Raw genomic sequence first — 19,582 nt, forward strand, 5'->3', positions numbered from 1 at the left:
TAGTCTCCATATCTATAAATAACATTTGTGTACGAATGGTGTACATCATGCAAGAAAAAAGTTTCGCCTTGAAAACACTTGTTTTTGCATTGTGGACATTGTATCATAGGAGATGTAGATTTTCAAGGAGGATTTGACATGCACGAAGTATACGAATCTACTCGAAATAGAGATCGAAAAATCACTAGTAAACAAGCCATTTTTGAAGGTATTTCTCCCGATGGAGGATTATATGTTTGGCCTGATCTAGCACAAGTACAATTAGATTTGACTACGATTTGTAAACAAAGTTATAAAGAAAATGCTGTATATATTTTAAGTCATTTATTACCCGACTTTACCAAGGAAGAATTGGAACAATGTGTTGCCAACGCATACGGAAATACTTTTTCTTTACCAGATATCACCCCACTGCGCAAAGTAGGGGATGTCTATGTATTGGAATTATTCCATGGACCTACCTCGGCTTTTAAAGATGTTGCGTTGACTTTATTGCCACAATTGATGTCGGTGGCATTACAATCCGCTCATCAAAAAGCCTTGATCCTGACGGCTACAAGTGGTGATACAGGAAAAGCTGCTTTGGCTGGTTTCCAAGATGTAAAAGATACCGGTATTGTTGTCTTCTATCCTGATCATAAGGTCAGTCAGGTACAATATCGTCAAATGGTTACACAACGTGGTAAAAACGTAAAAGTCTATGGTGTCAAAGGAAATTTTGATGATGCTCAAAGCAAAGTCAAAGAATTATTCTTGGATGAGGATCTGCGTGAAATCGCAGCGAAACACCATGTACGCTTGACTAGTGCCAATTCGATTAATATTGGTCGTTTGGTACCACAAATTGTTTATTACTTTGAAGCCTATAAACAATTAGTCAATCGTGGTGTGATCCAACTCGGAGATAAGATTTCGTATAGTGTACCTACCGGTAATTTTGGTGATGTATTAGCCGGTTATTATGGCTACTTGATGGGATTGCCAGTCGAAAAGTTCTATGTCGCTTCCAATGCGAACCATGTATTGACGGATTTCTTGACAACAGGTGTTTACGATCGTAATCGTGAATTTATTCAAACCATCTCGCCAAGTATGGATATTTTGATTAGTTCCAATTTGGAACGCTTACTATATTATATGTCGGATTGTGATGCAGACTTTGTGAAAGGTTGCATGGATGAATTAGCACAAACAGGTAAGTATCAAATTCCAGCTGAAATGTTGAAAAAGATCCAATCGTTATTTGATTGTGGTTATATCGATGATGCACAAACCAAAGCTGTTATTGGCAAGACATATAAAGAGACAAATGAAATTTTGGATCCGCATTCTGCGATTGGTTATGAAATTGGCAAAGAAGCTAAAGAGCGTCCCATGGTTTCCTTGGCAACGGCCAGTCCTTATAAATTTGCCCAAGATGTATTGGCTTCTATTGGTGTAACCGAAGAGGATCCAATGCAAGCTATGAAAAAATTAGAAGAATATGCCCATGAAAAAACACCAAAAGGATTGGCAGAATTGGATGATTTACCAATCTTACATAAAGATGTCATTGCGATTGATGAAATGAAACAAGATGTTGCCAATTATATCGAGGAGCTGTTTCATGATTAAAGTGTGTGTGCCTGCTACATCGGCCAATTGTTGTGTTGGTTTTGATTGTATGGGGATTGCCCTGGATTGGTGGTCAACCTTTACATTTGATGTTGCACATACAACATGGGTATCTGGTTGTGATCCTCAATTTGGGACACCAGACAATTTAGTTCTACAAGCGTTTTATCATACTTGTGAAATATTGGATGTCAAAAAACCAGCCGTGCATTTACACATTGAGACGGATATTCCTTTTAGTCATGGTTTTGGGTCTTCCGCAACATGTATCGTGGCCGGAATCATGGGTGCAAATGCCTGGTTTCATAAAAACTTAACAAAAAATGATGTTTTAAAGATTGCGACGGATATTGAAAGGCATCCCGATAATGTAGCACCGGCTATTTTTGGTGCAGCTACGGTATCAATCATGGTGGATGGAATACCACATATGACATATATACCGACAGCCGATTGGCAAATCCTAGCTATCGTACCAGAAGAGACGATTTCTACCAAAGCCGCACGTAAGGTTTTGCCTTCGTCTATTTCTTTTGATCATGCCAAACAACAAGTGGCTCATGCTCTTGTGTTTGAGCAGGCCCTACAAACCGGTGATGAGAATGCTTTATTTCTAAGTTGTGTGGATTATCTTCATGAACCTTATCGAAAAGCTTTGATTCCTGAATATGAAGGAATTCATACATACTGTCAAGCTCATGCGTTATCGATGTGGATTTCCGGTTCGGGTAGTTCAATGCTAGTGATCTCAAAAGATAAGAAAAAATTAGATGATCTTGCCGACACATTGGATGTTCCTTGGCATCATGTACAAATTTCCCAAAAAGGAGCGTATGTAGAGTATGAGTAAGTATTATGTCGTTTCCTCGGATATATTGCCAGATGTGCTAGAAAAAGTTATTGAAGCCCGTAACTTGTTGCAGTCAGGAAAGGTAAAACGCATCAGTGAAGCGGTAAAAGCCGTTGGTGTATCACGAGGTACTTATTATAAATATAAGGATGCTGTATTTTCATTTAATGATGAAACTTCCCGTCGTCGGGCTGTCATTACGATGATCATTTCGCAACAGGCAGGCTCGTTATCCAAAGTACTGAATTTGGTCGCTTCGAAAAACGGGAATATCCTAGCTATCAATCAAACGATTCCAATCAATGGGATTCATACGTTGTCTTTGACCTTGGATATTACAGATATGGATGTAACCATCGATGTGTTCTTGCATTTATTATCCAATCTCGATGTCATCGATAAAGTAGATTTGGTTGCTGTAGAATAAAATGAAAAAAACAATCAGTTTTCTCTTTGGTTGGTGTGTTATTGTTGCCGTTCTTTTATGGAGCGTGCGACTTTGGGCACTTCAACCAAGTTTTTATTATCATATCTATGATCAAATGGATCTAGCCGATAGCTTGGATGTTTCTGATAAAGATCTGGATCGTTGCATCACGGTATTGTTGGATTATTTAAACGATGATCGACAAGATATTAAGGTGAATATCACCAAAGCTGGAACAAAGCGTGTGGCATTTGATTGGCGGGAAACAACACATATGAAAGATGTAAAACGTTTCTATCAAAAGGCGATGTTGGTAAGAAATGTCACCTCGTTTGATGCGATTGTACTTGGTATCTATATCTATCGAAAGAAAAATGGTCTATTCTTTTTAGCAAAGGGATATTTACGAGCTTGCTTCAGTTTTTTGATCGTGATTGTGATATTGGGACTATGGATCTTAACGGATTTTACAGATTTTTGGATCCATTTTCATCAGGTTTTTTTTACCAATGATTATTGGTTATTGACACCTGGTGTGGATTTTATGATTGATATGTTACCAGAACCAGTCTTTCATCAATTGGTCATCACCATTGTGATTATGGTACTTGTGATCTTAGGTTGTGCTTGTCTATGGAGTGGCCGTATTTTATTAAAAAAAGCACCCATTGGTTTTGAGGAGGAAAAATGAAATTATTATTAGCCTCGAATTCACCCCGAAGAAAAGAATTATTGGAACAGGCACATTTTCATTTTGAGATTGAGCCAGCCAAAGTGGAAGAAGTATTTGATGAAAGCCTACCTATCGATGAGGCTTTAATGAAAGTGGCGCAAACAAAGGCTATGGATGTTGCGGATGTGTATCCGGACTATGTTGTGATTGGTGCGGATACGATCGTTTATTTCCAAGGTAAACGTTTGGGAAAACCGAAAAATAAAGACGAAGCAAAAAGATGTCTGCATGCCTTATCCAATCAAACGCATGAAGTAAAAACAGGGGTTTGTATTATCAGGGATCATCAGCCCTATACATTTGTGGAAACGACCAAAGTGCATTTTCGAGATTTATCGGATTTTGAAATTGATAAATATGTGAAAAGTGGAGCTTGCATGGATAAAGCCGGTGCATATGGAATCCAAGAATGCGATTTTGTGGAATGGATCGATGGTTCGTATTCCAATGTTGTGGGTTTACCAATGGAAAGAATATGTCAATTTTTCCACGTGCGGTTTTAGCTTTTCTTTTCTAAACGTAAGTGTTACAATAAGCGCGTTCAAGAATTAAAGGAGGAACAAATTATCATGGCAGAAGTGGTAAAAAAACAAGACTTAGCTAATGCATTAGCTGAAGAGTATGGCATTTCAAAAAAAGATGCGACTGCATATGTACAAAGCGTATTTGATACGATTGCTGATACATTGAAAAACGATGGAACCGTTGATGTATTTGGCTTTGGAAAATTTACCTTGGCTCAACGTTCAGCTCGTACAGGTATTAACCCAATGACGAAGGAAAAGATTGAGATTCCTGCTTCGAAAAGCGTCAAATTCAAACCTGCAAAGACTTTGAAAGACGCAGTGAAATAAGGATGTTTCTAAAGAGCACGATGTGCTCTTTTTTTAAAATATGCACAAAACCGCGAAAGCGCTTTGAATTTTGCTATAATGAATACAGAATATTAGAAAAAGAGGAAATCTATGAGTTTACCAATTTATGTTATAGGACATAAACATCCAGATACGGATGCCATATGTTCATCGCTTGCGCTTACGGCTTTGAAAGAAGCACAGGGAGTTCATGCCGTGGCAGGACGCATTGGACATTTAAGTCCTGAGACCGCCTTTATTTTAGATAAAGTAGGAGTTGAACCGCCTCTATATATGAATACGGCCAAATGTGCCTTATCCGAGATTGAAATTGATGAAGCGGTTCGTGTCCATCCCGAAGATACCATTCGATCGGCATGGGATGTTTGCTTAGAACATAATGTTAAGACATTGTATGTTGTAAGTGACGACGATGAATATCTCGGCGTTTGCACGATCAATGATATTTCTAAGATCCAGATGCAAGATGTCAGCATCACCAAAGATTTATTGAAAGATACCCCTTTAACGAATATCGTGCGAGCATTAAAAGGACAGTTTATTTATGAAGGGAATTTAGCACGAAGTGGCTATGTGCGCATTTCGGATAAACGCTTGAATGAAAGAAATCTGGAAGGGGCCATCATGGTACTGGATGATCATGAAGATGATATGTTTAAAAGTATCGTTCGTGGTTGTGCTGTTGTTGTGTGTACGCAAAATTATCGTCCTTCTGATTATATTATTGAAATTGCCAAACAAAAGGGTGCTACTTTGATACAGACACCATACAATATCATGAAAGTCATCCAAATGATTTATCGATCGATTCCGGTTTCTTTTATCATGACCCCAAAAGAGAAAATTATTTCTTTTAGTCAATCGGAATTTGTCGAACAAGTAGAAAGCGAAATGTTGAAGACACGTCATTCTAACTATCCCGTTCTTTTCCAGAATCATTTGGTGGGTTCTGTGGCACGATATCATTTGTTGAAAAGTGAAAAGAAAAAATTCATTTTGGTGGATCATAATGAAGTTAAACAATCGATTGATGATATTGAAACGGCAGAAATTGTAGAAATTGTCGATCATCATCGCATTGGTGATATCGAAACCAGCCGCCCTATCTCTTTTCGAAATATGATTATTGGCAGTACTTGTTCCATTGTGACCATGATGTATCGAGAAGCCAATATTCGTATGTCCGATAAAGTGGCTTTGTTGTGCGCGTATGGAATGATCAGCGATACGTTGAATTTTCATTCCCCAACGACAACGCCCATTGATTTGGATCTAAAAGCATATTTAGAAAAAGAATATGGTTTGCATTTTGATGAAATGGCCAAAGAGTTATTCGAAAATACTGCAACTATCAAAGGAAAAGAATTCAAGAATTTATTGTATAACGATACAAAAGAATATATCTTGAGTGGACATCGTATCGATATTTCCCAAGTATTTACATATAATTTGGATGATGTCGATAGTATCGAAGAAGATTTTAAAGCCTTTATGGAACAAGAAAACAAAAAACGTCATTATGATTTATTGATGATGGTCTTTACCAATGTCGAAGGCAATGGTTCTCGTTTCATATGCGTAGGTGATTTAGCTCATGATGTGGCACCAGCGGTTGCTCGGTTTGCCGATCAACAATTCGTCTCGCGTAAGAAACAAATCGTACCATCTTTAGCGCAGGTGTTACTATGAGTTTGACCGAACGGTTTTTGCGATATATTTCGTATGATACACAATCGAATGAAGATAGTTCGACCATTCCCAGTACTTCAAAACAATGGGCATTATCCAATGTATTATACGAGGAATGTCTTTCCTTATTTGACCAAGTGGAACAAGGAAAAGATGGCATTATCTATGCGACACTAGAAGCAACCAAAGTCGATGATGCCATTGGCTTCTTGGCACATATGGACACGGCGACTGAAATCAGTGGAGCCAACGTATCTCCACAAAGGATCCAAGACTATGAGGGACAATCCATTTCTTTAAAGAATGGTCTTGTGATCGATCCAGAAATCTATCCGGCATTGAAACAATGCATACATGATGATTTGATCGTAACCGATGGAAACACCTTATTGGGTGGTGATGATAAAGCAGGGATTGCCATTATTCTTACAGCCATTGAACAAATACGAGCTATACCACATGGTAAGATTTGTGTGGCTTTTACGGTTGATGAAGAAATTGGTCGTGGTACGGATACATTTGATTTGCAAAAATTCCCGGTTGATTATGCCTATACGATCGATGGAGATCGAATTGATGATGTTGAATATGAAAATTTTAATGCGGCACAAGCGACCATCACCATCCAAGGAAGTGCCATACATCCGGGTGAAGGAAAAGATAAACTTGTGAATGCGTCTTTATTAGCGATGGATTTTGCCCATTGTATACCACATGATCAAACACCCGCTCATACACAAGGTAGAGAAGGCTTCTTTCATTTGATCAAGATGGATGGAGATGTAGCCAAGGCTCGTTTGGTTTATATCATTCGTGATCATGATGCGACCAAATTTGCACGTAAGAAAGCATTGATGCAAAATGTTGTTGATGCATTGAATGATAAATATGGACAACGTTTTTCCATCGAAATGCATGATCAATATCATAATATGGCTGAATTTATGAGTGATATGACACCAGTCAATCGAGCAAAACAAGCCATCCAACATTTAGGTATCGAGCCGGTATCCATTCCCATTCGTGGTGGAACGGATGGGGCCATGTTAAGTGAAAAAGGATTGTCTTGTCCAAATCTAGGAACGGGAACGTTTCTTCATCATGGACCACGGGAATTTGCCTCCATCACCAAGATGGAACAAATGGTTGATATTTTAGTACAAATGATCAAGGGCATCTAAGATGCCCCCTTTTTTGCGTTTTTTTCTATAAAAGGCTACAATACTACTAATGAAGATCCAAGCATCCAGCAGGACTGGAAAAAAAGCACAAAATGAAGATTATTTTGGTGTGTATCAAAATGGTCGAAAGCTGATAACACCATCGAGTTGGTTTCATACACGACTAGCGAAAGATCATGTTGGCTTGGTGGTGGCGGATGGCGTTTCTACTTCGTATGAACCTTTGCGAGCCGCTCGTTTTGCGTGTGAACAGATGGCAAACTGGCAAGGACAAGGTATGGAACAAACCCTACAAACCATCGATCAGATGATTAAAGAGAACATGAAGGAATCGATGTGTACACTTTCGGGTGGATACATCGAAAAAAAGCGATTTACCTATTTTAATGTGGGTGATAGTCCAATCTTTTTATTTCGTGATCATTCGTTGATGCTTTTATCGCAACCACATACTTTAGAAGGATATCCCCATGTGATTACGTCTTGTATGGGTTATTTGACAGCTTATTATGCGCATTCTTTGCCAATTCGCTCTGAAGATCAATTGCTCATTGCTTCGGATGGTATTTTGGAGTCTTTATCTATGGATGCATTGGCGGAGGCATTGGATCAAAATGCAACAATTGAACAAATATTTCAAATGGCTTTAGATGCGGGTTCACAAGATAATATGACTTTGATTCGTGTCCAAATTTAAGGATACTTTTTAGTATCTGTTTTTTATTTTATGAAGGGATAGTGTACAATGGGTACATGGGAGGATGTTACTATGGAAATGGTTCGAATTGATATTTCCAACATTAAAGATCTCAATAAACGGCAGGTATGTTGTACATACATTCCGACGTTTCCATTGAATCATGATGTTGTGTGTGCGATGATCCAAACCTGGGCCTGGAAAAATCTAGCCAAGATCATTTCTTTAGAAACCTATGAAAAGAAAGATTATGAGAACATTTGTCGCTATAAAGATGTGGATGCCAAAACATTCGATGGGTTTCATGATCAAAGTTTTCGACGGTTGGATTGTCCCAATGTATTTGTTGAAGGAGAAAGCCAGTCTTGCGATTGCAGAATTCGATTTGCGTTTTTGGAGTCAGAAAATAAAATTGAATTGCAATGTCCGAATGATTATATTGTGAATCGATTTTTATTAGGAGGAAGTCAAAAAGAGCGTTCATTACATGCATTTACGCATTTGATGGATGCGATGGAAATCGAGGCATATGTTTTTCTAACCAAAGAAAAGGAGCGAAAATATGTCATCAAATTTAGATAGAGGTTCAAAAATAAGGATCGCGATTGCCATCGTATTAGCATTAGCTTTTATGGTTGTATTGATTTTTAATATTCAATTGCGAATGATGCCAGAATGGGAAAATACCAGCTTACATTATGAATTAGGTGAAAAAGTGGATATTAAAGCAACCGATGTTTTAAGTCGGAATTCACATTCTTTTACCGTAGATACAAGTAAGATCAATGAAAATGAACCTGGCGTTTATATTGTTGAGGCATCGTTTAATTCCGTGGCCGGCAAACAAGTGAAATATTTGCGTGTAACGATTTCGGATACGAAAAAGCCAACATTTACCAAAGCACCAAAGACTGTGAAGGTAAAAGTAGGAAATGATACGTATGATTTTCGCAAGAAATTTAAAGCAACGGATCAAACAAAAGTGTCTTTAACTTTCGATACAAGTGCTGTAGATTTTAATACACCAGGTACGTATACTGCCAAAGTAACGGCTTCAGATTCATCTGGAAATGAAAGAACAAAGAAGTTTAAGGTAAAGATTGTTGCGTCTACGAGTCAAGATACAACAAACGAATCCACAACACAACAAGATACGACGCAAGATACGACAACGCAACAAGCTACAACGGATGATAGTACAAGTACATATGATTCAAATGCGAGTGACTATTATAATGGAACGGATGGAACGTATGATGGTAGTGATACCTATACGCCAACGACGCCGTATGATTATGATACATCGCAATATGATCCAAGCCTAGGTTGGAACACAGCTGCTTAAGAAGAAGGCAAAGCCCTTCTTCTTTTTTAAGTTGTCTTATAAATAATTTGAGTTGTCTGATGTTTTGGGATATAGTTGTTTTATGGCAAATCAAACTTTATCTCAAAAAACTGCAGATCAACTTAGAAAATCCATCTTGACGAATCATGTATACATACCGGGTCAGAAATTACCCAATGAAAATCAACTTTCGATTCAAATGGGGATTAGTCGGACCACTTTGCGAGAAGCTATTCGTATTCTTGTCTCAGAAGGCTTGTTGCGAGTGGAAAGAGGAAATGGGACTTTTGTGGCAAATCAGGGTGATATCAAAACGGATCCTCAACTGGATATACAAGAGGTACAATCCATGAAAGTGACGTTACATGATTTATTTGAAACGCGATTGATGATTGAACCACAGGCAGCGGAATTGGCTTGTCAAAGAGCGACAAATGAAGAGATTGAGCATATTTTAAAGCTAGGTGAAACAGTGCAACATTTGATTTTGTTGGATCCTACGGCTCAAGAGCGCATCAGTTCTGAAACAGAATTTCATTCATCAATCATTCGTGCTGCTCATAATGAGTTTTTGAATAACTTTATTATGGTTGTCAAGGAAACTATCGAAAAAACATTTGAATTTCATGCGAATCTGGAATTGATTGCACAAGATGCATATGCTGATCATATTCTGATCATGGAGTTTTTAAAACATCGAGATGGACCGGCTTTGCGTAGTGCCGTATTGATCCATTTGCATCATACTTTGATTCGAGAAGAAATCTCGGTAGAAAAAGCAAATCTTTGATTGACAATTGGCTTTAAGCGTTTTATACTTGTCATACAACAACAGATGAAGTTGTATGACAACTTACCATGAAGGAGGAAAAGAACATGGCAGAAAAAGCAAGAATTTTTTATGAAAGTGATTGTGATCTATCTTATTTGGATGGAAAGAAAATTGCCATCATTGGTTATGGATCACAGGGACATGCACATGCATTGAACTTAAAAGAAAGTGGTGCTGATGTCATCGTTGGATTGTATAAAGGATCTAAATCTTGGAAAAAAGCAGAAGAACAAGGTTTGAAAGTATATACTTCTGCAGAAGCAGCAAAACAAGCTGATATCATCATGATCTTGATCAATGATGAAAAACAAGCAGACATGTATAAGAAAGATATCGAGCCAAACTTGGAACCAGGTAACATGTTGATGTTTGCGCATGGATTCAATATTCATTTTGGATGTATCGTTCCACCAAAGGATGTTGATGTTACAATGATTGCTCCTAAGGCTCCAGGACATACAGTTCGTTCGGAATACTTGGAAGGAAAAGGAACACCATGCTTGATTGCTGTTGAACAAGATGCAACAGGACATGCTTGGGATATTGCTAAAGCATATGGTGCTGCTATTGGTGGTGCTCGTGCCGGATTACTTGAAACAACATATCGTACAGAAACAGAAACTGACTTATTCGGTGAACAAGCTGTTCTTTGCGGTGGTGTTTGTGCATTGATGCAAGCTGGTTTCGAAACATTGTGCGAAGCTGGATATGATCCTCGTAATGCTTATTTCGAATGTATCCATGAAATGAAATTAATCGTTGACTTAATCTATCAATCTGGATTTGCTGGAATGCGTTATTCAATTTCTAACACAGCTGAATATGGTGATTACATCACTGGACCAAAGATTGTTACAGAAGAGACGAAAAAAGCTATGCGTCAAATTTTAAGTGATATCCAAGATGGAACATTCGCTAAAGACTTCTTGCTTGATATGTCACCTGCTGGTCGTCAAGTTCACTTCAAGGCTTTACGTAAGAAAGCTGCTGAACATCCATGTGAAAAAGTTGGTGAGGAAATCCGTGCTTTATATTCTTGGAACAACGAAGGCGACAAATTAATCAACAACTAATAATGTTATGGAAGCACTTCTTCGGAAGTGCTTTTTTTATGGTATGATGAAACTACGAAATGACTTCGTGGAGGGAAGAGTATGAAACGGCAAGATTTTTATGATGGCAAATCCTTTGATGCATATACATATTTTGGAGCACATCCTCAAAATGGCGGAATCCAATTTCGAACATATGCACCACAAGCACAAAGTATTTGTGTCATTGGCGAATGGAATCATTGGCAAGAAGAACCAATGGATCAAGATGCACAAAGCGGCATTTGGCAGTTGTTTAGTCGAGACGCCCAAATTGGTCAAATGTATAAATATGTAGTCTATGGTGCCAATGGACGGGTTGAACATTGTGATCCTTATGGATTTGGAATGGAACTACGACCTAATTTTGCATCAATCATTCGCGATATCAATGCGTTTGCGTTTACGGATGAAACATGGATGAAACAGCGAACCCGCAATTTTGATCAACCCATGAATATTTATGAGATGCATTTGGGATCATGGAAAAAAAATGAAAAGGATGAGAATGGATGGTTTACTTATGATGCCATTGCTTCTGATCTCATTGCCTGTTGTAAAGAAAATCATTTTACCCATGTTGAATTGATGCCTTTGAGTGAATATCCATTTGACGGTTCTTGGGGCTACCAAACCACAGGTTATTTTAGTCCGACCTCGCGTTATGGCACGGCTACACAACTGCAATCTTTGGTAAATCGTTTACATAATGCGGGAATCGGTGCCATTATTGATTTTGTTCCTGCCCATTTTGCGACAGATTCTTATGGATTAAAAGAATTTGATGGTTCGCAATTGTATGAGTATCCAACCAGTGATGTAGGTGAAAGTGAATGGGGTACTTGCAACTTCATTTATTCTCGTTATGAAGTACGAAGTTTTCTTCAATCGGCTGCTAATTATTGGTTAGATAAGTATCATTTTGATGGCATTCGAATGGATGCGGTAAGTCGACTCATTTATTGGATGGGGGATGAAAATCGTGGCTTCAATCCAAAAGCCATTGATTTTTTGAAACAGATGAATGCAGGTCTACATGCACTTCATCCAAGTGCTATGTTGATTGCAGAAGATTCCACGGCGTATCCACATGTCACAAAACCGGTCAATGAAGGTGGTTTGGGATTTGACTATAAATGGGATCTAGGCTGGATGAATGATACCCTGGACTATATGATGAAGACCAGCGATGAGCGGAAAGAATTGTCGGGAAAACTGACGTTCTCGATGTATTACTTTTATAATGAAAGATATTTATTGCCATTGTCTCATGATGAAGTTGTGCATGGAAAACGCACGATCGTGGATAAGATTTATGGCACTTATGAGAAAAAGTTTGCACAATTACGTTCTCTCTATTTATATATGATGATGCATCCAGGTAAGAAATTGAATTTTATGGGGAATGAAATTGCGATGTTCCGTGAATGGGATGAAGAAAAAGAATTGGATTGGTTTTTATTGAAGTATCCAATGCACGATGCTTTTCATCATTACTTTGAAACTTTAGGAAAGATTTATCAAAGTACCCTGCAATTGTATGAATGGGATGATGATCCGCGTAGTTTTGAATGGATCACGATCAATGACAAACAAAACAATGTCTATGGATTTCAACGTTTGGCGGGTACATTAAAACCAGTGGCTGCATTCTTTAATTTTTCAAATAAGACCCAAACCATTCATACAGAGGATAAATGGGTTTTGCGTCTTCATACGGATTGGGAATGTTTCAATGGAACCACAAAAGAAAAGAAAGAGAAAAAATCCACAGATTATTTTGTGTTACCACCATTTAGTTCAATCTATGTTGTGATGGAGTAATATGGACACAAAAAAACTTTGGAAAATGTTTACTTCCATGTTTTATTTGAGTGCATGTACGTTTGGTGGTGGTTATGTCATCGTTTCTTTGATACGGGATGTATTTGTGAAGAAGTATCATTGGATCGATGATGATGAAATGTTGGATTTAGTAGCGATTGCACAATCCAGTCCTGGAGCGATTGCCGTCAATGGGGCCATTGTTGTGGGATATAAATTAGCGGGTATTCTTGGAGTCATCGTTGCATTATTGGCAACGATATTGCCTCCTTTTATGATTTTATCGCTTGTATCTCTTGTATATGATGCATTTATCGCCAATCTTTGGATTCGCTGGTTGTTAGAAGGCATGCAAGCTGGTGTTGTAGCCATTATTCTTTCGGTTTGTTTGGATATGGCCATGCCATATTGTAAACAGAAAGATCGTATATCTATTCTTTTCTTTGCGATAGCACTGTGTGCCAATTCTATTTTCAATATTCCGGTGGTCGTGATCATCCTTTGTGTAATTTGTATGGCTTGTATCGAAGTTATCTGGCAAAGGTATAAAAGATGAATATCTACATCACTTTGTTTATTAGTTTTCTGTGGATTGGTGCTTTTAGTTTTGGTGGTGGCTATGCAGCCTTGCCTTTGATCAAAGAGCAAACGGTGACGATTCATCATTGGTTATCGATGAAAGAATTTACGAATCTCATCACGATTTCTCAGATGACGCCAGGACCTATTGCGATAAATAGTGCTACTTTTGTTGGTCAAAAAGTAGCTGGTTTTGGTGGGGCGTTGGCTTGTACTTTGGGATGTATTGTACCATCTTTGATCTTGGTCACCATTTTAGCGAAGATCTATTTTAAATATCGAAATCTGGATGTGATGAAAAAGATCTTTCAAGTTTTGCGACCGATTGTTTTAGCGATGATCTTAGGTTCGGGACTTTTGATTTTTAGTGGGTATGCAAAAAATGTGCTTTTGGTTATTTTGACCATTGTATGTTTATTGTTGGCGCGTAAAACCAAACTGAATTTGATCTGGATCATGCTCATTGGGGGAATCGTAAATATTGTATTTCATTGCATATAAAAAGCCGTTCTTGTTAGGAACGACTTTTTTATTATGGCTGTATTTTGAGGATTAATCTTGGAAAAGGGCAGTAGAGTAGTAACGGTCACCACTATCTGGTAATAATACGACAATATTCTTACCAGCATTTTCTGGTTTCTTTGCTTCAACTAAACCAGCTTGTAAAGCAGCACCGCTAGAAATACCAACGCTAATACCTTCTTTATGAGCTAACAATTTTGCATATTTAAATGCATCTTCATTGGATACTGTTAATACTTCATCATATACGTCAGTATCTAATGTTTCAGGAACAAATCCGGCACCAATACCTTGGATTTTATGTGGTCCACCATGTCCTTCCGATAATACGGGAGAAGTTTCTGGTTCAACAGCAACGACTTTTGTGTTGGCTTTTTCTTTTAAATATTTACCAGTACCAGTAACGGTTCCACCAGTTCCAACACCGGCAACAAAGACATCAACTTTACCATCTAGATCTTTATAAATTTCTGGTCCTGTTGTTTCATAGTGAATCTTAGGGTTAGCTGGGTTTGTAAATTGACTTGGAATAAAGGCAGGGGCGTGTGTTTTGGCTAATTCTTCTGCTTTTGCGATTGCGCCTTTCATTCCTTTTGCACCTTCGCTTAAAACGATTTCAGCACCATAGGCTTTGATGATTTGACGACGTTCAACACTCATTGTTTCAGGCATTACGATGATTAAATGATATCCTTTGGCGGCAGCAATGGAAGCCAAACCAATACCAGTATTTCCTGAAGTTGGTTCAATAATTGTTGTGTCTGGCGTTAATTTTCCTTCTTTTTCGGCATCTTCGATCATTGATAAGGCAATACGATCTTTTACAGATCCAGATGGATTAAAATATTCAACTTTCGCAAAGATTTTTGCTTGTAATCCTTCTGCTTTTTCAACGTTTTGTAATTCTAATAATGGTGTGTTTCCAATTAATTGACTTGCACTTGTATAGTATCCCATGATTCATACCTCCTTATATTTTTTTTACTCATCTTGGTTTCTATATTTAAGTTTCTACAACAACAATCGCTATTCATTGTAAGCCCCCTTTCGTTTGGGTTGTCTATATAATAACCTAAAAACCTATAAAGTCAAGAGGAAATATAGGAAAAATAAAAAAGACATAAAAAAATGCGACTGATCGCATTTTCTTAAATATAGTATTCTCCGCCATTGGATCGTTCTTGATCCACAAGATCTTGAATCGTGACATGATCCACAACCCCACAAATGGCTTTGTATAATTTTTGCCAAACCATGATATCAATCGTATCCAGATCATCCGATGTCGTATTATGAATATCGGTATCGACTTGATCAACGGGAGCTAGCGAACCTTCTGTCAAACGCAAGATATCACCAACCGTGATCGCATCTAGGCTTTTATTGATATAGTAGCCCCCTTTTGGTCCGCGAACGCTACGAATCAATCCGGCACCCGTTAATGCAGGCATGATTTGTTCTAAGTATTTAAATGAGATATTCTGGCGTTTGGATACATCTTTCAAGGCCACTGGACGGTTGGATGGTTGTAGCGCAATATCCAACATTAATTGTAGGGCATATCTTCCTTTCGTTGAAATTTTCATAATGACTCCTTTTTTACTTAGTATAAGATAAAAATCCTAGTAAATCAATAGGTATATTAGTGTAAAAAACTTATAGAATTGTCATGATTTTTTTCGAGATTCTTACAAAAATAGAGTATGATAGAAGTAGTAAAGTTAAGAAATATAAGAAAGGATTTCGAATGTTTTCTTAGGAGGACTTTTTATGGTAAAAAGAATCGGTATTTTAACTTCTGGTGGCGATTCACCAGGAATGAATGCAGCCATTCGTGCTGTGACACGTGTAGGTATCAATGCAGGTTTGGAAGTTTTTGGCATTTATAATGGTTATAAAGGCATGACAGAAGGATATATTGAACCGTTAACACGTGAATCGGTTGGTGAAATTGTCAATCGTGGTGGTACCATTTTAGGTTCTGCACGTCTACCAGAATTCAAAGATTTGGATGTTCGTCAAAAAGCCGTAAAACAACTTCAAAAACGTGGTATTGAAGCCGTTGTTGTCGTTGGTGGTGATGGTTCCTATCGTGGTGCTTTGGCACTAACTGAAATGGGTGTCAATTGTATTGGCTTACCAGGTACCATTGATAATGATATTACTTGTACGGATTACACCATTGGTTTTCAAACAGCATTAGAAACCGTTGTGGAATGTATCGATAAATTGCGTGATACTTCCAATTCTCATCATCGATGCTCCATAGTCGAAGTTATGGGAAATCGTTGTGGGGATTTGGCATTGTGGTCCGGAATTGCGTGTGGTGCCGAAATCATTGTCACAAGTGAAACCGGATTTGATGAAGAAGAAGTTTTAGGTCGTTTGCGTGATTTGGATCTAATCAAGAAAAAACGTCATGCGATCGTTGTTATTTCTGAAAAGATTACCGATGTTGATCAATTCGCAAAGAAAGTAAGTTTGAATACAGGATTTGCTGGTCGAGCAACAACGCTTGGACATATTCAGCGTGGTGGATCACCTTGTCCATTTGACCGTTTGCTTGCTTCGCAAATGGGCGAAAAAGCGGTTGATTTGTTGATGCAAGGTATTGGAGGTCAATGTATTGCGATTCGCAATAATAAGATCGTAGCTATTCCTATTACAGAAGCTTTAGGTATGCCACATGAATCGCGTAAACCATTGATGAACTTATTTGAACGTCTTGTTTAACAAAGTGGACAAAAAGTCCACTTTGTTTTTAGGCAAGTTGTTTGACAATCATAGAAATCCTAGCATAGAATAAAACAATCAAAGGAGACGAATTATGCAACAATTAGGTGAATCCATGGAGGATTATTTAGAAGCAATATACGTCTTGTCACAACAACTTGAAAGTGTTCGTAGTGTGGATGTGGCAAGTTATCTCGGCTTTTCTAAACCAAGTGTTTCACATGCCGTCAAGGTTATGTCAGAAAAAGGTTTAGTTCGATTGGATCAAGGAAAAATCTTGCATTTAACCGATGAAGGAAAAGAAATTGCTCAATCGACATATCAAAGACATTGTTTCTTTTCAGACATGTTAGAAAATATTGGTGTCAATAAGGAAACAGCAGCAAAGGATGCTTGCCGAATCGAACATGTCATCAGTGAAGAATCATTTGAAGCGATTCAGAATTTTTATAATAATAATAAGAAGTAAAGCTGTCGATGGACAGCCTTTTTTATGAGAGGAAGGAAAACAATATGGAGATTTTAGCACCTGTAGGGAATTATGCCATGTTAGATGCTGCTTTGGCCGCTGGATGTGATGCCGTATATCTGGCTTTAAAACAATTTGGTGCTCGAGCCTTTGCGAATAACTTTACCCTCGATGAAGTAAAAGATATAATTTCGCGTTGTCATCTGATTGGCGTAGATGTACATGTGACAATGAATACGATTTTATATGAAGATGAAATCGAAGCTGCCTACGCACAAGCCAAAGCATTGTATGAAATGGGTGTGGATGCCTTGATCGTACAAGACTTAGGTTTGATTCATTTGTTGCATCATCGACTGCCAGACCTGACCATTCATGCCTCTACACAAATGAGTATTCATACGCCGGCACAAATTGAAAAATTAAAAAAATTAGGTGTAAAACGAGTCGTTTTAGCTCGCGAATGTACCAAAGCAGAAATCGAAGCTTGTCAACAGTGTGGTGTAGAAATCGAAGTGTTTGTCCATGGAGCTCTTTGTATCAGTATGTCGGGTCAATGTTACTTTTCTAGTTTTTGTTTTGGTAGGAGTGGCAATCGTGGCATGTGTGCACAACCTTGTCGCATGGCTTATACACTGTATAAAGATGGACAACCGATTCCTTTTGATCAAGAATATCTTTTAAGTCCGAAAGATGTTTCAGTCATTGATAAAATCGGGGAACTGTCTGTGGATTCTTTGAAAATCGAAGGACGAATGAAAAGTCCAGTTTATGTATATGAAGCTTGTCGACAAGTCAAAATGGTTCGTGATGGTAAGAAACGAACGTCACAAGATATGGAACGATTGAAACTGGCTTTTAATCGTGGATATACCTTAGGGCATATGTTCGACAAGCGTGGACGAGATCTCATGCATATGGATTCACCAAATCATCAAGGTATTCCGATAGGCAAGGTGATTGGTTTTCATGGAAAGCGGGTAAAGATTCAGTTGGATCGATCGGTCGATCAAAATGATGGGATTCGATTTGGACACGAATATGGTTGTCGTATTAATTTTTTATATGATGAAAAGGGACGTCTGCAAAATCATATCGATGGGTATCATATTTGTGAAGTCGAAGTAAAGTCGAAGGTCAAAAAGGGAAGTATTGTTTATAAAACGATTTCCTATGCTTTAGAAAAAGAAGTAGAAAAAGAATCCAAAGAAACGGTTCGTAAAGTGAATGTTTCATGTTTTGTGTATTGTGATGGACCTTCACAACCACTAATTTGTACGATGTCGGATGGTATCCATAAAGTGACTTGTGTATCGGATCAATTGGCTTCTATTGCTCAAAAACATGCTCTAAACAAAGAGACAGTCTCTAAACAAATGCATAAGACGAAAGATAGCTGGGTAGAAATCAGTGAATTTCAGTGCACACTTTCCAAAGATATCTTCTTTCCAATGGGCATCATCAATGCTTTGCGACGTAAGACGATTGCGGCATTAGAAAAAGAGCGAACAAGTGTGCATTGTATGCCTGAAAAACCATATGAATTTCAACCGCATATAGGTAGAAACCATCAAATCTATATCCAAGATTTACCAGAATCTGTTGCGGATCAAACGAAAAATGTAACCAATTCTTATGGTATTGCTGCTTGTTTAGAGATGGGTTTTGAACAAGTGGCATTGAGCATTGAAATGACACCAGATCAAATCCAAGAGACGGTTTTGGCATTTCATGATCGATATCAAATGGATGCACCGGTTGTTGTGGATATATATGGTAAGATTCGTTATATGATCATGAAACATTGTCCAATCAATACCATCTGTGTGGATGGGAAACGACAAAATTGTCATTTATGTCATATTCATCGGTTTGAATTGGAAGGCAAGGATGGACGTCGATTGTTGATGGAGGGAAATCCAGATTGTTTTATGCAGTTGTTTGATGAAACACCAAGAAATTGGGTGATGCAGATTCCTGTATTTCAACAATGGAATATCAATAATTTCTTTGTTTATTTTGTGGATGAAAGCCCAAAAGAAAAGGATGAAATCATTGCTCGGATTCATTCTGTTTTACATTGAAAGAGACTTGTTAAAGTGTTATCATATGTACAGCTAG

At 38.0% G+C, this 19,582-nt stretch carries 21 protein-coding genes; 19 read left to right on the forward strand and 2 right to left on the reverse strand.

Annotation, left to right across the window (positions count from 1 at the left end; all coding sequences use genetic code 11):
* The first annotated feature begins 138 nt into the window (after positions 1–138).
* The 16 genes from thrC (at position 139) to EDX97_RS08775 (ending at position 14,238) form a co-directional block, all read left to right on the forward strand.
* Positions 139–1,614, forward strand: a complete 1,476-nt coding sequence (thrC, locus tag EDX97_RS08700; protein WP_128520777.1) for a threonine synthase — start codon at positions 139–141, stop codon at positions 1,612–1,614.
* A complete protein-coding gene (gene thrB, locus EDX97_RS08705) occupies positions 1,607–2,464 on the forward strand; it encodes a homoserine kinase (RefSeq protein ID WP_183164328.1) in 858 nt (285 codons plus the stop codon). The genes thrC and thrB overlap by 8 nt, the downstream gene beginning before the upstream one ends.
* A complete protein-coding gene (locus EDX97_RS08710; RefSeq protein ID WP_128520779.1) occupies positions 2,457–2,891 on the forward strand; it encodes an ACT domain-containing protein in 435 nt (144 codons plus the stop codon). Before thrB ends, EDX97_RS08710 begins: the two co-directional genes overlap by 8 nt.
* A gap of 1 nt (position 2,892) precedes the next feature.
* Entirely contained in the window at positions 2,893–3,582 is a 690-nt protein-coding gene (locus EDX97_RS08715; RefSeq protein ID WP_128520780.1) for a TIGR01906 family membrane protein, read from the forward strand.
* Positions 3,579–4,127 (forward strand): Maf family protein, encoded by a 549-nt coding sequence (locus EDX97_RS08720; RefSeq protein WP_128520781.1) that lies wholly within the window; start codon positions 3,579–3,581, stop codon positions 4,125–4,127. The genes EDX97_RS08715 and EDX97_RS08720 overlap by 4 nt, the downstream gene beginning before the upstream one ends.
* A gap of 66 nt (positions 4,128–4,193) precedes the next feature.
* The gene (locus EDX97_RS08725) at positions 4,194–4,478 is read left to right on the forward strand and encodes an HU family DNA-binding protein (protein WP_128520782.1); all 285 of its coding nucleotides are present in this window, start codon (positions 4,194–4,196) and stop codon (positions 4,476–4,478) included.
* Between the two features lie 111 nt (positions 4,479–4,589).
* Entirely contained in the window at positions 4,590–6,188 is a 1,599-nt protein-coding gene (locus EDX97_RS08730) for a putative manganese-dependent inorganic diphosphatase (protein WP_128520783.1), read from the forward strand.
* Complete coding sequence (gene pepT, locus EDX97_RS08735) at positions 6,185–7,369, forward strand: peptidase T (RefSeq protein WP_128520784.1); 1,185 nt, start codon at positions 6,185–6,187, stop codon at positions 7,367–7,369. Before EDX97_RS08730 ends, pepT begins: the two co-directional genes overlap by 4 nt.
* Before the next feature lie 49 nt (positions 7,370–7,418).
* Entirely contained in the window at positions 7,419–8,066 is a 648-nt protein-coding gene (locus EDX97_RS08740; RefSeq protein ID WP_128520785.1) for a PP2C family protein-serine/threonine phosphatase, read from the forward strand.
* A 72-nt stretch (positions 8,067–8,138) separates the two neighbouring features.
* On the forward strand, positions 8,139–8,648 hold the full coding sequence (locus EDX97_RS08745; protein ID WP_128520786.1) for a hypothetical protein: 510 nt from the start codon (positions 8,139–8,141) through the stop codon (positions 8,646–8,648).
* Positions 8,629–9,411 (forward strand): hypothetical protein, encoded by a 783-nt coding sequence (locus tag EDX97_RS08750; RefSeq protein ID WP_128520787.1) that lies wholly within the window; start codon positions 8,629–8,631, stop codon positions 9,409–9,411. The genes EDX97_RS08745 and EDX97_RS08750 overlap by 20 nt, the downstream gene beginning before the upstream one ends.
* An 82-nt stretch (positions 9,412–9,493) precedes the next feature.
* On the forward strand, positions 9,494–10,201 hold the full coding sequence (locus EDX97_RS08755; protein WP_128520788.1) for a FadR/GntR family transcriptional regulator: 708 nt from the start codon (positions 9,494–9,496) through the stop codon (positions 10,199–10,201).
* 86 nt (positions 10,202–10,287) lie between these two features.
* Positions 10,288–11,316 carry a ketol-acid reductoisomerase gene (gene ilvC, locus EDX97_RS08760; protein ID WP_128520789.1) on the forward strand — a complete coding sequence of 343 codons (1,029 nt, stop codon included), beginning with the start codon at positions 10,288–10,290 and terminating at the stop codon, positions 11,314–11,316.
* 81 nt (positions 11,317–11,397) lie between these two features.
* Positions 11,398–13,158, forward strand: a complete 1,761-nt coding sequence (gene glgB, locus EDX97_RS08765; RefSeq protein ID WP_128520790.1) for a 1,4-alpha-glucan branching protein GlgB — start codon at positions 11,398–11,400, stop codon at positions 13,156–13,158.
* Between the two features lies 1 nt (position 13,159).
* Positions 13,160–13,714: a chromate transporter gene (locus EDX97_RS08770; RefSeq protein WP_128520791.1), complete on the forward strand. Its 555-nt coding sequence runs from the start codon at positions 13,160–13,162 to the stop codon at positions 13,712–13,714.
* Entirely contained in the window at positions 13,711–14,238 is a 528-nt protein-coding gene (locus tag EDX97_RS08775) for a chromate transporter (protein WP_128520792.1), read from the forward strand. Before EDX97_RS08770 ends, EDX97_RS08775 begins: the two co-directional genes overlap by 4 nt.
* Positions 14,239–14,289: 51 nt before the next feature.
* On the opposite strand, the gene cysK is transcribed toward EDX97_RS08775, so the two are convergent.
* Together cysK and EDX97_RS08785 are read right to left on the reverse strand one after the other, a co-directional pair.
* Positions 14,290–15,216, reverse strand: coding sequence for a cysteine synthase A (gene cysK / locus EDX97_RS08780; protein ID WP_221175927.1), 927 nt, complete (start codon positions 15,214–15,216; stop codon positions 14,290–14,292).
* Positions 15,217–15,407: 191 nt separating this feature from the next.
* The gene (locus EDX97_RS08785) at positions 15,408–15,845 is read right to left on the reverse strand and encodes an RrF2 family transcriptional regulator (protein WP_128520794.1); all 438 of its coding nucleotides are present in this window, start codon (positions 15,843–15,845) and stop codon (positions 15,408–15,410) included.
* Positions 15,846–16,029: 184 nt separating this feature from the next.
* On the opposite strand from EDX97_RS08785, the gene pfkA reads away from it, so the two are divergent.
* The 3 genes from pfkA to EDX97_RS08800 all read left to right on the forward strand — a co-directional run bounded on the left by pfkA (position 16,030) and on the right by EDX97_RS08800 (position 19,545).
* Entirely contained in the window at positions 16,030–16,992 is a 963-nt protein-coding gene (gene pfkA, locus EDX97_RS08790) for a 6-phosphofructokinase (protein WP_128520795.1), read from the forward strand.
* A gap of 94 nt (positions 16,993–17,086) precedes the next feature.
* Positions 17,087–17,461, forward strand: a complete 375-nt coding sequence (locus EDX97_RS08795; protein ID WP_183164329.1) for a metal-dependent transcriptional regulator — start codon at positions 17,087–17,089, stop codon at positions 17,459–17,461.
* 44 nt (positions 17,462–17,505) lie between these two features.
* Positions 17,506–19,545 (forward strand): peptidase U32 family protein, encoded by a 2,040-nt coding sequence (locus EDX97_RS08800; protein ID WP_183164330.1) that lies wholly within the window; start codon positions 17,506–17,508, stop codon positions 19,543–19,545.
* Positions 19,546–19,582: the final 37 nt, after the last annotated feature.

It is taken from the genome of Absicoccus porci, from assembly GCF_003725415.1.
GTDB classification, from domain to species: domain Bacteria; phylum Bacillota_I; class Bacilli_A; order Erysipelotrichales; family Erysipelotrichaceae; genus Absicoccus; species Absicoccus porci.

Bases quoted from the DNA above. Each gene is read 5' to 3' on its own strand.
- pfkA (WP_128520795.1), top strand. From the start codon at position 16,030: ATGGTAAAAAGAATCGGTATTTTAACTTCTGGTGGCGATTCACCAGGA.
- thrC (WP_128520777.1), top strand. From the start codon at position 139: ATGCACGAAGTATACGAATCTACTCGAAATAGAGATCGAAAAATCACT.
- cysK (WP_221175927.1), bottom strand. From the start codon at position 15,216: ATGGGATACTATACAAGTGCAAGTCAATTAATTGGAAACACACCATTA.
- EDX97_RS08770 (WP_128520791.1), top strand. From the start codon at position 13,160: ATGGACACAAAAAAACTTTGGAAAATGTTTACTTCCATGTTTTATTTG.
- pepT (WP_128520784.1), top strand. From the start codon at position 6,185: ATGAGTTTGACCGAACGGTTTTTGCGATATATTTCGTATGATACACAA.
- EDX97_RS08710 (WP_128520779.1), top strand. From the start codon at position 2,457: ATGAGTAAGTATTATGTCGTTTCCTCGGATATATTGCCAGATGTGCTA.
- EDX97_RS08800 (WP_183164330.1), top strand. From the start codon at position 17,506: ATGGAGATTTTAGCACCTGTAGGGAATTATGCCATGTTAGATGCTGCT.
- thrB (WP_183164328.1), top strand. From the start codon at position 1,607: ATGATTAAAGTGTGTGTGCCTGCTACATCGGCCAATTGTTGTGTTGGT.
- EDX97_RS08725 (WP_128520782.1), top strand. From the start codon at position 4,194: ATGGCAGAAGTGGTAAAAAAACAAGACTTAGCTAATGCATTAGCTGAA.
- EDX97_RS08740 (WP_128520785.1), top strand. From the start codon at position 7,419: ATGAAGATCCAAGCATCCAGCAGGACTGGAAAAAAAGCACAAAATGAA.
- EDX97_RS08795 (WP_183164329.1), top strand. From the start codon at position 17,087: ATGCAACAATTAGGTGAATCCATGGAGGATTATTTAGAAGCAATATAC.
- EDX97_RS08720 (WP_128520781.1), top strand. From the start codon at position 3,579: ATGAAATTATTATTAGCCTCGAATTCACCCCGAAGAAAAGAATTATTG.
- EDX97_RS08730 (WP_128520783.1), top strand. From the start codon at position 4,590: ATGAGTTTACCAATTTATGTTATAGGACATAAACATCCAGATACGGAT.
- ilvC (WP_128520789.1), top strand. From the start codon at position 10,288: ATGGCAGAAAAAGCAAGAATTTTTTATGAAAGTGATTGTGATCTATCT.
- EDX97_RS08785 (WP_128520794.1), bottom strand. From the start codon at position 15,845: ATGAAAATTTCAACGAAAGGAAGATATGCCCTACAATTAATGTTGGAT.
- glgB (WP_128520790.1), top strand. From the start codon at position 11,398: ATGAAACGGCAAGATTTTTATGATGGCAAATCCTTTGATGCATATACA.
- EDX97_RS08755 (WP_128520788.1), top strand. From the start codon at position 9,494: ATGGCAAATCAAACTTTATCTCAAAAAACTGCAGATCAACTTAGAAAA.
- EDX97_RS08775 (WP_128520792.1), top strand. From the start codon at position 13,711: ATGAATATCTACATCACTTTGTTTATTAGTTTTCTGTGGATTGGTGCT.
- EDX97_RS08750 (WP_128520787.1), top strand. From the start codon at position 8,629: ATGTCATCAAATTTAGATAGAGGTTCAAAAATAAGGATCGCGATTGCC.
- EDX97_RS08745 (WP_128520786.1), top strand. From the start codon at position 8,139: ATGGAAATGGTTCGAATTGATATTTCCAACATTAAAGATCTCAATAAA.
- EDX97_RS08715 (WP_128520780.1), top strand. From the start codon at position 2,893: ATGAAAAAAACAATCAGTTTTCTCTTTGGTTGGTGTGTTATTGTTGCC.